The following is a 12,171-nucleotide window of genomic DNA, read 5'->3' on the forward strand; positions in this document are numbered from 1 at the left end:
AATATGAGTGAGCAAATCACCCTCTTTATAGATGGCATAGAATGCAAAGCATATGAAGGTGAGTATATACTTGGCACCGCAAGAAAAAACGGGATATTTATCCCTGCAATCTGCTATCTTACCGGATGTTCGGCGACTTTGGCCTGCAGATTATGTATGGTGGAGGCTGATGGAAAGAGAGTATATGCCTGCAATGCGAAAGTCAAAGAGGGCATGAATGTAGTTACAAATACTGATGAAATTAGCGTAGAGCGTAATGCTATTATGCAAACTTATTGTATAAATCACCCTCTTGAGTGTGGAGTATGCGATCAAAGCGGCGAGTGCGAGTTGCAAAATTTCACTACGCTCATGGGAGTAAGCAGTCAAAAATACGCCATCAAAGATACTTATAAACCTCATAAAAATTGGGGCAAGATAAACTACGATCCTTCTCTTTGCATAGTTTGTGAGAGGTGTGTTACCGTATGCTCTGATAAGATCGGCGAAAGTGCGCTAAAAACTACTCCAAGAGGCGGCGATCAGCCTGCTAAGGAGTTAAAAGACAGTATGCCAAAAGATGCTTTTGCTGTTTGGAACAAATTTCAAAAGAGTCTTATAGCGCCTAGTGTGGGAGCAAATTTGGACTGTTCGTTTTGCGGTGAGTGCACTAGCGTATGTCCCGTTGGAGCTCTTGTAGGAAGTGAGTTTCAATACAGCTCAAACGCATGGGAATTAACCAAAATACCTGCTTCAAATCCGCATTCAAGCGATTGTGAATTGATGTATTACGACATTAAAGAGAGCGGGATAGAAAATCGCAAAAAGAGAATTTATAGAGTTAGTAACGATTTTCACTTTACCACTTTAAATACGGCAGCTAGATACGGATATGATTTTGCCAATGAAAATGCTAAAAAAGATGAGAGTAAATTTAAAGAGATAGTGGATAAATTTAAAAACGGTGAAGTAAAAAATATAAAATTTAATAGCTTTATCACAAATGAAGAAGCCTTAATTTTAGAGCGTTTAAGGCGAAAATTCGGGTTAAATTTAGTAAATAGCGAGGCTAAAAAATATCAGGACTTTTTAAACGAATTTGCTAAATTTAGCGGCGAGAGCCTATATAACGGCGATGTAGAAAGCTTAAATAAAACGGATTTTATTATAAGTGTAGGAACTCTTTTAAGATATGACAGTCCCAATATAAGCTACGCCCTAAATAACGCGCTTAAAATCAATAAATCCTCGGTAATTTACTTTCATGCAATAGCAGATAAGGTTATTAAAAACTACTCTAAAAATTTGCTTTTTATTCATCATAAAGCGGGTTTAGAGCTTGATATACTGCTTTGGATTTTGCAAAATTTTGCAGAAAATTTAGATGGTGATCTTGATAAATTTTTAAAAGAAAATTTAATAACTTCTAAAAAAATAGTAGAAATTTTAGAGCCAAAAGAGATAGAAGAAGAGATCGTTAAGAAGATTACCGATGAAAACGGCGAAACGCAAGAGATTAAAGAGGTAGTTAAAAAGCAGGTTAATGAAAAAAAAGAACAGGAAGTAAGCGTAGAAGTTTCAAAATTTGCTCTAAATTTAGGCATTGATGAGGATAGAATAAAGGCTTTAACCGATAAGAAGCAAAGCTTTGCACTGATTATCGGAGAAGATTTTTACTGTCATGAAAATGCTCTTGCCTTAGCCGCTCTTGCAGGACTTATAGCCAAATTTACGAAGTTTAAGGTGATTTTAATCCCACCTAGAACAAATTCTCTCGGAGTTGCTAAAATTTGTAAATTATCAAATGAAGAGAGCGGGTTTAGTTTTGGATATAACGAAAAGGCAGATTTTACTATGAGTATTTCCGAAGGTGATATCGATGCGCCCGCGCTTACTCAGCAAGAAGGAACCTTTAGTAATTACGATAAGCGCGTTGTGCCTACAAATGCGGCTTTAAAATATGAGGGTTATACTCTAAACGATTTGGCAAACGAGCTTGGAATCAGTTCTAAATGGACAATTGACTATACGTTAAAGCTTGGAGATATTGATGAATTTGAAAGAGTGGAGTTTGATGAGCTTGATAATTTTTATGAAAATTCAGGAGCTTGCAAAAGAGGGTATCTCTTAAAATCTCAAAAAATAAATAGTGAAGCAAGGCTTGATTTTAAAAATTTAAAGAGCGAAGAGATTAAATTTAATATATATAGGGCAAATCCTATTCATCAATTTTCAAAATTTACAAATATGGCTTCTCAGCTCAATGAAACCGGAGCCTTGTATGTATCAAGCGGATTTTTAGACGAAAACGGCTTTAAGGATAGCGAGATAGTAAATTTAAAAAATGAAAATTTAACTTTGGCGATTAGGTTAAAGCTGGATAGCTATTTAGAGGGTGTAGCGGCTTATATTGGAGATTTTGACGAACATATTGATATAGAGCCGTTTTTTATAAGCAGATATGCAAATTTAAAGATAGAGAGGGCGTGATATGGACGGGTTTTTTATAGTCGAAACTATCGTTAAATCTTTTATTGTTATATCCGTTTTTGCCACTCTTGCCGGTCTTGGAACGTATGCCGAGCGAAAGGTTTTAGCCTATATGCAGCGTAGAATAGGTCCAAGTATGGTTGGTCCCGGAGGTATTTTGCAGCTTGTGGCAGATATGATAAAGCTCTTTACTAAAGAGGATATCATTCCTCAGTTTGCAAACAAGCCTATCTTTATGATAGCTCCTATTATATCGGCTGTTGGAGCCTTTGCGGCGCTAGCTGTCGTACCGTTTTTCCCTGAATTTACACTTTTTGGACGCACAATTAGGCCGATTTTAGCCGATGTGGGTGTGGGAGTGCTTTATGTACTCGGAGTTGGTGGAGTTTGCGTACTATCTCCGCTTCTTGCAGGGCTTTCAAGCCATAATAAATATGCGCTTATAGCTGCGGCAAGGGCCTCTATGCAGCTTATTAGCTTTGAGGTTGTAACGGGACTTTCGCTTCTAAGCGTAATCATGATGGTCGGCTCTTTATCCTTAATAGATATTAATAGTTACCAAAACACCGGACTTGGAGGCTGGCTTATCTTTAAGCAGCCACTAGCTTTTATACTATTTTTGATATCGTCGTTTGTAGAGACTAATAGAACTCCATTTTGTATGACCGAAAATGAGACGGAGTTAATCGCCGGCTATGGCACCGAGTATTCCGGTATGCGTTGGGCCATGTTTTTTATAGGTGAGTATGCCAATATGATAACAGCTTCATTTTTAGTAAGTCTTGTATTTTTAGGCGGATTTAATCCTGTTTGGTTTTTGCCGGGCGGACTGATGATACTTTTAAAAGTTAGTTTTATATTTTTCCTATTTCTTTGGACTAGGGCTGCATGGCCTCATGTTAGAGTTGATCAGCTTATGGGGCTTTGTTGGAAGGTTTTGATGCCTTTGGCTGTCTTAAATATCCTGATAACCGGTTTAGTGTTGGTGTGAGATGAAAGATTATATTTTTATAAAAACAGATGATGCGGCGATCTCTAATATTGATAAATTTAAAAGGCTAGTAAGGCGAACCTTTAAACTTGAGCTTTTTAAAGGGCTTTGGATAGTTCTAAAAGAGATGATTAGCGGTAAGTCGCATACTCTTTTATATCCTCTTGAAAAGATGCAGCTCAGCCCTAGATATAGGGCCGTGCATAAGCTTATGAGATTTATAGAGAGTGAAAACGAACGATGTATAGGGTGCGGACTCTGTGAGAAAATTTGTGTTAGCAACTGTATCGCTATGGAGACTAAGCTTGATGAGAATGGACGTAAGAGAGTTGTTAATTACTCTATAAACTATGGTCGATGCGTATATTGCGGGCTTTGCGCCGATGTTTGTCCGGAAATTGCCATAGTGCATGGAGGCGAATATGAAAACGCAAGCGAGCAAAGAGCTTATTTTGGCTTTAAAGAGGATCTTTTAACTCCAAAAGATAAGCTTTGTGAACAGGTGGAATTCCCTGGATATGGCAGCTTAAGAGAGGATGCGGATAAATTTGTCAAAGCAACTCCAAATGCATATATAAATATAGATGAAATTTCTAATGAGCCAGAAAAAAAGAGTGAAATTTCAAAGGAAAATAAAGATGTTTGAAGTAGTAGCCTTTTATTTTTTCGCCGCTACCTCGATAGCATGCTTTGGTATAAGCGTATTTAGTAAAAATGTTCTTTATGCTATGAGCGCATTAGCGGGCGGAATGATCTTTATTTCCGGATTTTTCTTTTTGCTTGGGGCTGAATTTCTAGGAGTTGTGCAAATAATCGTTTATACTGGAGCCGTGATGGTTCTGTATGCATTTTCGATGATGTTCTTTGATGTCAGTAAAGACGTAGTGGAAAATAGAAGCAAGGTGGCAAACAGGCTAATATACACTCTTAGCGTATTGTCCGCTCTGATTTTGGTGCTTATATTTTCAGCTCCGATCATTTCATCAAATTTAGACGCTCAATATCCTATCGTAGAAAATGTCGGTAACGTCGAGATAATAGGAATTTTGCTATTTACAAAATATCTAATTGTGTTTGAATTGGCGGCTGTAATGCTACTTGTTGCTATGGTAAGCGCGATAGTGCTCGCTCATAAAGATATGGACAGGGGAGATAGCGATGATAACGCTTAGTCACTATTTGATAGTTTCGGCAATTATGTTTGGACTTGGTATTTTTGGCATCATAAAAAGAACTAACCTAATAATGCTATTTTTTTCTACTGAAATTTTATTAAACTCAGCAAATGTGGCTTTGGCCGCGATATCTAAATTTAGCGGAGATATGACAGGGCAAATTTTTGCCTTTTTTATTATAGCTGTTGCTGCTAGCGAGCTAGCGGTAGGGCTTGGACTCTTGGTGCTTTGGTATAAAAAGACAGGCTCTATAGAGATTTCAAGCATGAAGAGCATGAGGAGAGGGTCGTGAATCAAGCTGTTTTGTTTGTAGTTTCGCTATTTTTACCGCTTGTCTCTGCAATATTTGCCGGTATTTTTTCACACTCAAGACAGATGAATTTTGTGGGAGTAATATGCTCTGTTCTTATAGCTTTAAGCACGGTATCTTCGTTGATATTTTTAAATTTGGTAATAGTTGGCGGAGAGATTGAGATTTATCTTAAAGATTTTATCGTAGCGGGCGGATTTGAGAGCGAATTTAGCTTTATTATAGATGAAGTAAGCGTAATAATGATGTCTGTTGTCGGTATAGTAGCAAGTGTAGTGCATATCTATTCTATAAGCTATATGCATAATGATGCTGGATTTAATAGATTTTTTAGCTATCTTGGGCTGTTTGTCTTCTCTATGCTAATACTTGTAATGAGCGATAATTTTATCGGGCTATTTATAGGCTGGGAGGGCGTGGGATTATGCTCTTGGTTGCTAATTGGCTTTTGGTATAAAAAGCAGAGTGCAAGCTGGGCGGCAAATGAAGCCTTTATAATGAATAGGGTAGCGGATCTGGCTATACTAATAGGAATATTTCTGATATATCAAGAGTTTGGAAGCGTAAGATATGATGAGGTTTTTAGTATGGTCTCAAGCGCTGACTCTTATCTGATAATACTAATTGCGGCTTGTTTATTTGTGGGTGCGATGGGCAAGAGTGCTCAATTTCCATTTCATACTTGGCTTGCAGACGCAATGGAGGGTCCAACTCCGGTATCGGCACTCATTCATGCCGCTACGATGGTAACCGCCGGAGTTTATTTGGTTATTAGAGCCAATGAAATTTTTGCTCTTACTCCAGAAATTAGTAGCTTTATAGCCTATCTTGGTGCTTTTGTAGCGATATTTGCTGCATCAATGGCCATAGTTAATAGAGATTTGAAAAAGATAATAGCCTATTCTACGCTATCTCAGCTTGGTTATATGTTTGTAGCCGCAGGGCTGGGAGCTTACTGGATAGCGCTGTTTCATCTTGCCACGCATGCCTTTTTTAAGTCATTGTTGTTTTTGTGCGCTGGTAATGTAATGCATGCGATGAATGATGAGCTTGATATTAAAAAGATGGGCGGGCTTTATAAATTTATGAAGATAACCGCTATATTTATGGTAATCGGCTCTGTTGCTTTGGCTGGATTTTATCCGTTTGCAGGATTCTTCTCTAAAGATAAAATTTTAGAAGTAGCGTTTAGCGAAGGAAATTTTATCATATATGCCATTCTTTTAATCACAGCCGCCATGACAGCATTTTATAGCTTTAGACTTATAATGCTTGTATTTTTTACAGATAGCAAATTTGAGCACCATCCGCATGAGGCGAACAGATCTACTATAATTTCTCTTGTGCCTCTTGTGATAATGTCATTTTTGGCAGGATTTTTAGAGCATAAATTTGAGATCGTTTCAACTATAGTTTTGCCAGATTATCTATTTGATATTAAAGACGGCACTAGAAATTTTATGGTAATTTTTACGCTTTTGATAGTTTCTCTCTCAACCGTTTTTTCCGTATTTGCATATAAAAAAGGGATTTTTAAAGAAGATGTTAAAGAATTTTGGGTTTATAAAATTTTAGAGCGACAATACTATATACCTCAAATTTATGATAGATTTTTTGTAAGAGGTTATCAGGCAATATCAAAGATATGCAGAAAATTTGACGAGGCTATAATAGATAGAAGTGTTGATTTTATCGCAAAATCGATCCATTCTTTGGCTAAATTTTCAGATAATATGCAAAGCGGAGATCTAAGTATAATGCTTAGATTGATGGTGCTCGGATTTGCCATCTTACTAACCCTTGCATTTTTGTTTACAAAGGCTATAAATGCTTAGTTTGATAATATTTTTCCCAGCTTTTGCTGCAATGCTTGGTTTTTTGATAGACGAGAAGAGCATTAAGGTTTATGGGGTTTGTATAGCCTTTATAGAGTTTTTGTTGACTCTTTTTATGTGGTTTAGTTTTAGTGGAAGCATTGAGGAATTTAGCCTTATAAATCATCTCTCTTTGGTTGGGTTTTTAAATGTAAACTATACTGTCGGAGTTGATGGAATTTCACTATTTTTGGTTATTTTAAGCTCGTTCATGACTCTTATTGGGCTTATATCTTTAAATTTAAAGGGAAATTTAAAACATCTTATCATATCGATCCTATTTTTAGAGATGACGATGATGGGTGTGTTTTTGGCTCTTGATGCGATTTTATTCTATATATTTTGGGAGCTTAGTCTATTGCCTATGCTATATATAATAGGCGCTTGGGGAAGCGAAAATAGAATTTATGCCGCGGTTAAATTTTTCATATATACCTTTTTTGGCTCTGTTTTTATGCTTGTAGCGATTTTGGCGATGGCATATCTGCACTATAGGACAAATGGATTTTGGAGTTTTTCTATACTAGATTGGCAAAATTTACAGCTACCTTTAAACACTCAAATTTGGCTATTTTTAGCATTTTTTATTGCCTTTGCGGTAAAAACTCCTATGTTTCCGTTTCACACCTGGCTTCCTTACGCTCACGGTCAAGCCCCTACCATAGGTTCAGTTTTACTTGCTGCGGTCTTGCTTAAGATGGGAACTTACGGCTTTGTAAGATTTTCTCTTCCTATGTTTCCCGATGCTAGCGTAGAGCTATTTAATCTAGTCGCGATTTTAGCCGTTATTATGGTTATTTATACGGCTCTAATAGCCTATGCTCAAGACGATATGAAGCAGGTTATAGCCTATAGCTCTATTTCGCATATGGGTATTATAGTGCTTGGAATTTTTGCTATGAACATAGAGGGTGTTAGCGGAGCTATATTTATGATGATTAGCCACGGTATAGTTAGCGGTGCTCTATTTTTGCTGGTTGGTATAATATACGAGCGAAGGCATACTAAGATGATAGCGGAATTTGGAGGGCTTGCTAATGTTATGCCAAGATATGCTTTGATTTTTTGTGTAGTTATGCTTGGCAGCATAGGGCTTCCGCTTACAATAGGATTTGTGGGCGAATTTTTAAGTCTAGTTGGAATTTTTAAAGCAAATTTCATATACGCTCTCTTAGGTGGCATAGGCATAATAGTCGGTGCAATATATATGCTAAATCTCTTTAGAAAGGTTTTTTACGGAGTATGCGACAAAGAAGAAAATTTGAAGCTAAATGATCTAAATTTAAGAGAGATTGTCACCCTTGTACCTCTTTGTCTGCTTGTTATCTATCTTGGGGTTAGTCCAAATATTATGTTAAAGCCTATAGATATGAGCGTAAATCAAATGATGGTCAAGATGTATAATAAATCTTTAAAAAGCGAGACAAAAGAGTTTATTGTAAATTCCAATAGAATCGGAGGTAGATAATGAGTGAGCTGATATTTGTAAGCTTAGAAGAGTTAAATATATCTTCTGTCGCCTCAATGCTATCTTTGATCTTTTTTGCGCTTTTTATTCTTTGTATAGGCACATTTAAAAAAGATCTGTCAAAGACCTTTTATGCGATATTTTCTCTAATAGCTATCATGCTAAATTTAGGAATAGTCATAGATCATTACATACTATCAAAGGGTTTTTTTGATTTATTGCTGGTTGATGGTATTTCGGTTTTGTCTCAGATTATTATTCTTATAGCATCCTCTTTATTTATCCCGCTTTCGCTTAGCACTAAGAGGTTTTTTGAATACGAAATAAGCGAATTTTACGCGCTATTTTTATTTATGATAGCCGGATTTGAGTTTATGGTTAGTAGTAATAATCTTATCTTGATATTTATAGGACTTGAAACCTCTTCTTTGGCGCTTTATACTCTAATCGCTCTTCATAATAAGATAAAATCAATAGAAGCTGCTATAAAGTACTTTACGATGGGGGCTCTTAGTTCTGGATTTTTTGTATTTGGCGCTGCTATGTTTTATATGGCGACAGGAAGTGTAGAGATAAATTTAATAGCTGATGCGATAAAGCAATTCGGACTACAAAGCAGTATGATAGCCACTCTTGGATGTGTGTTTATGTTTGGCGCTATAGGGTTTAAGCTCTCATTGATACCTTTTCATACCTGGGTACCTGATGTTTATGAGGGTGCCAATGCTCCTTTAGCTGGATATATGTCTGTAGTGCCTAAGGTAGCCGGATTTATAGTAGCTTTAAGGCTATTTGAGGCACTTGCGCATTCTAATATATACTGGGTGCATTATATGCTCTATATTTCTGCTATTTTGACAATGACTCTTGCCAATATTATGGCTTTAGTTCAAAGAGATGTAAAAAGAATGCTCGCATTTAGCTCTATAGCGCATGCCGGATTTGTGCTTTGCGCTATAGTTATAGGAACCTCTCAAGCAAATGTATCATTGTTTTTATACTGGATTATGTTTTTGTTTGCAAATTTGGGTGCATTTTCTATGCTCTGGGTTGCAAGATGTGATGATACAGTCTGCTGGGACAAAAGATTTAAACACCCTTATGAGAAATTTGCAGGGCTTATTAAGACCCTTCCAAGTTATGCGGTGATAATGGCGATTTTTATGGTTGCCTTAGCCGGAATTCCGCCTTTTAGCGTATTTTGGGGTAAGATGTATCTGATATCTTCGGCTATTGCAGGTGATCATGTGGTTTTAGCAGTCGTAATGGCTTTAAATAGTGCGATAGCAATATACTATTATCTAAAGCTCGTTGTTGTGATGTTTTTAAAAGAGCCAATAGTAAGTGATAAAAACCTCTATATTGCAAATACCTCTGGCGCACTTAAAGCCATTGTAGGGTTTGCCGCGATAACTACCATAGGGGCGATATTTATGGTGGATTCATTGCTTGAGTTTATCGCAAGTTTCGTTATCGCAAGTGGTTTTTAAATTTAAAAATTTTATAATGTCAATATGAAAAAAACATTTTTACTCTTATTTTCTCCGATACTTGCTTTCGCCTTTGCTTTGGTATTAAATTCCGGCAAAGAGGGTGGAGTGGCATATAGCATTCTTCACTTAAAAAACGATAGTGAGTTTGGTTGTAGAGAGGAAATTTTAGCTTATGATAATAAAATTTACGTCTGCGAAATAAAAGATAGAGCGATACCAAAGATAGATGACAAAATTCTCTCTTTGGTCGAGATTAACTTTACTCAGGATTTAAACTCAACAAAGATAACCATAGTGCCAAGAGCCAACTCAAGGCTAATCGCATATCAAGAACCACTATTTAAGACAGATAGTGTAATAATGGTGGATCAAAATTTATCCAAACACTACTCTATCATCATAGACCCACTTTTTAGTGAATTTGATAAGCCAAAAATGGATGGGATAAATTTCGCTCCGACATTTAAAGATATGAAATATCCGAGTGTAGGAGCTCTTGATCTAAATAAAGCACCTATCGAAAATCCAGATGGTCACGATATAAATTCATATCTTAGCATTAAAAAAGAGTATGAAAGCAAACATTATGATTATGTTATAAGCAGCAGCGAATCCGCGCTTAGAAAGCATCAAAACAGCATTTTTACAAGCGAATTTATGCTATATAGATTAAGGGCGCTTGATAAAATTTTTGATACAAAAGATAGCCATGAAAATTTATCGCCCGCAAATATGGTAGATGAGGGTAGGGCTTGGATGAAGCTATTCGCCTCAGATGAAAACTATCCTGAAGTGCTTTATTTGGTCATGAAGTCATATCTCAAGCAGGATATGACAAGTGATGCAAACTATATACTTGATATATTGATGAATGAGCATAAGGACTCTAGCTGGACTAAAAGTGCGATCTTGGAGTTTGCCGACAGGATATATAACACAGGAAAGCGACAAGATGCGATTAGGATGTACGAAGATGTGCTCTATTCGTCTAATAATATTGATGTGGCAAGTAGAGCGTCTTTGAGCTTAGTAAATAGTAGCATAGACGATTCTCAATTTGAGATTGCCAAAGGATATATGCTAAAAATTTTAAACGCCAATCCAAATTACTTGCTAAACTATATCTCAAAATCGATGGATTTGGCTGGAATTTTTCGCGATAAAAATATCAATGACGTAGCCTCTAAGATATATGAAATTTTGGTCTTAAATTTAAAAAAGAGTGATGATAGATATGAGATAGCTCTTAAAAATTTAGCTCTTAGCCTTGTCGGCACAAAAGATGTAGAGAAGGCTTATAAATATCTGCAAAAATATCAAAATGAGTTTAGAGAGGGCGGATATATAGCTCAAGTCAAGCAGGGTATGGATAGGCTATTTTTTGAGTTAAATGAAACAAACTCTACAAAGCTTCATCAGCACTATGATCTGCTTATGGATAAATACGGCAAAAATGACATAGGTCAAAAGGCTCTAAAAGAGCAGGTTGCTCTATACCTGAAAGAGAAAAAATTTAATGATGTATTACGATATACAAATGCCGTAAGAGATATAAACGACACTGAAAATGATAAAAATTTAAACCTCGCAGCTCTTGCTTTGGCGAATGACATGATAAGAAAGGATAACTGCAAGGCCGCAGTGGATTTAGTGGAAGGCTATGAGATAAGAGCTGATATAGAGGCTAAATTTAAGCTATTTAACTGCTTTATGAGGATGTCTAGACATCAGAGTGCTTATGAGCTAGCTAAAGAGAATATAGCATCGCCAGATATGTTAGATAGGGTTGAGTGGCTTGTAAATTTAAGTTCTGTATTGCTTAAAATGCAAAAATATAAAGATGTGGTTCGTGTTGCCGATGAAGTCTTGGCAATAGCTGCAAATGAGGAGTATGCTGATGTATCTCCTGTATTTTTCGACCGCTTTGATGCGCTTATAAAGCTGGATAGAATACCTGATGCAATGGCTACGATAAAGGCTATAGAGGATTTGAGGGAAAATGACTTTAGGATTATTGAAGTGTATGCAAAGATGTCTGAAATCACACAAAAGAACAAAGACTTTTTAAATACTGTAATCTATGCCAAGAAGGCAATAGATATGCAAAAAAGACTAAATATCAATACTTTTAGTCCGAAAGTGGAATTTGATTATATAAACGCTCTTAATAGGCTTGATAGATTGGATGAGGCTCTTAATAATTTAAAAAGTATTTTAGAAACTAAGCTTGAGCCTGTTGATAGAGTAAGGGCACTAGCACAAATTTCAGAAATTTACATTAAGCAAAAACGTCCACAAGATGCTAAGCCATATCTAGAGGAGTGCGTCGGGCTAAATTTTGAAAGCTCTTGGAAAAGCCTATGCTCCGAGCAGATTAAGCTCGTAGAGTAG

General features: G+C 36.4%; 9 protein-coding genes. All 9 read left to right on the forward strand.

The window, feature by feature from the left end; genetic code table 11:
• Nucleotides 1-15: 15 nt before the first annotated feature.
• Genes CDOM16189_RS01060 through CDOM16189_RS01100 form a run of 9 tightly spaced genes read left to right on the forward strand, consistent with a single transcriptional unit; the run spans nucleotide 16 to nucleotide 12,171 of the window.
• Nucleotides 16-2,469: an NADH-quinone oxidoreductase subunit G gene (locus tag CDOM16189_RS01060; RefSeq protein WP_169974023.1), complete on the forward strand. Its 2,454-nt coding sequence runs from the start codon at nucleotides 16-18 to the stop codon at nucleotides 2,467-2,469.
• Between the two features lies 1 nt (nucleotide 2,470).
• Nucleotides 2,471-3,460, forward strand: coding sequence for an NADH-quinone oxidoreductase subunit NuoH (gene nuoH / locus CDOM16189_RS01065; protein ID WP_169973622.1), 990 nt, complete (start codon nucleotides 2,471-2,473; stop codon nucleotides 3,458-3,460).
• A gap of 1 nt (nucleotide 3,461) precedes the next feature.
• Nucleotides 3,462-4,106: an NADH-quinone oxidoreductase subunit NuoI gene (gene nuoI, locus CDOM16189_RS01070; RefSeq protein WP_169973623.1), complete on the forward strand. Its 645-nt coding sequence runs from the start codon at nucleotides 3,462-3,464 to the stop codon at nucleotides 4,104-4,106.
• Entirely contained in the window at nucleotides 4,099-4,632 is a 534-nt protein-coding gene (locus tag CDOM16189_RS01075; RefSeq protein WP_169973625.1) for an NADH-quinone oxidoreductase subunit J, read from the forward strand. The genes nuoI and CDOM16189_RS01075 overlap by 8 nt, the downstream gene beginning before the upstream one ends.
• Nucleotides 4,619-4,927 carry an NADH-quinone oxidoreductase subunit NuoK gene (nuoK, locus tag CDOM16189_RS01080; RefSeq protein ID WP_169973626.1) on the forward strand — a complete coding sequence of 103 codons (309 nt, stop codon included), beginning with the start codon at nucleotides 4,619-4,621 and terminating at the stop codon, nucleotides 4,925-4,927. The genes CDOM16189_RS01075 and nuoK overlap by 14 nt, the downstream gene beginning before the upstream one ends.
• Nucleotides 4,924-6,780, forward strand: a complete 1,857-nt coding sequence (nuoL, locus tag CDOM16189_RS01085) for an NADH-quinone oxidoreductase subunit L (RefSeq protein WP_169973628.1) — start codon at nucleotides 4,924-4,926, stop codon at nucleotides 6,778-6,780. Before nuoK ends, nuoL begins: the two co-directional genes overlap by 4 nt.
• The gene (locus CDOM16189_RS01090) at nucleotides 6,773-8,287 is read left to right on the forward strand and encodes an NADH-quinone oxidoreductase subunit M (protein ID WP_169973629.1); all 1,515 of its coding nucleotides are present in this window, start codon (nucleotides 6,773-6,775) and stop codon (nucleotides 8,285-8,287) included. Before nuoL ends, CDOM16189_RS01090 begins: the two co-directional genes overlap by 8 nt.
• Nucleotides 8,287-9,777, forward strand: coding sequence for an NADH-quinone oxidoreductase subunit NuoN (nuoN, locus tag CDOM16189_RS01095; RefSeq protein ID WP_170000687.1), 1,491 nt, complete (start codon nucleotides 8,287-8,289; stop codon nucleotides 9,775-9,777). Before CDOM16189_RS01090 ends, nuoN begins: the two co-directional genes overlap by 1 nt.
• Nucleotides 9,778-9,801: 24 nt before the next feature.
• Nucleotides 9,802-12,171, forward strand: coding sequence for a tetratricopeptide repeat protein (locus CDOM16189_RS01100; protein ID WP_502707245.1), 2,370 nt, complete (start codon nucleotides 9,802-9,804; stop codon nucleotides 12,169-12,171).

The organism is Campylobacter sp. RM16189 (assembly GCF_012978815.1).
Classification (GTDB): Bacteria; Campylobacterota; Campylobacteria; order Campylobacterales; family Campylobacteraceae; genus Campylobacter_A.

Excerpts from the sequence above, each read along its gene's own strand:
- nuoH (WP_169973622.1), top strand. The coding sequence starts at position 2,471 with ATGGACGGGTTTTTTATAGTCGAAACTATCGTTAAATCTTTTATTGTT.
- nuoI (WP_169973623.1), top strand. The coding sequence starts at position 3,462 with ATGAAAGATTATATTTTTATAAAAACAGATGATGCGGCGATCTCTAAT.
- CDOM16189_RS01075 (WP_169973625.1), top strand. The coding sequence starts at position 4,099 with ATGTTTGAAGTAGTAGCCTTTTATTTTTTCGCCGCTACCTCGATAGCA.
- nuoK (WP_169973626.1), top strand. The coding sequence starts at position 4,619 with ATGATAACGCTTAGTCACTATTTGATAGTTTCGGCAATTATGTTTGGA.
- CDOM16189_RS01090 (WP_169973629.1), top strand. The coding sequence starts at position 6,773 with ATGCTTAGTTTGATAATATTTTTCCCAGCTTTTGCTGCAATGCTTGGT.
- nuoN (WP_170000687.1), top strand. The coding sequence starts at position 8,287 with ATGAGTGAGCTGATATTTGTAAGCTTAGAAGAGTTAAATATATCTTCT.
- CDOM16189_RS01100 (WP_502707245.1), top strand. The coding sequence starts at position 9,802 with ATGAAAAAAACATTTTTACTCTTATTTTCTCCGATACTTGCTTTCGCC.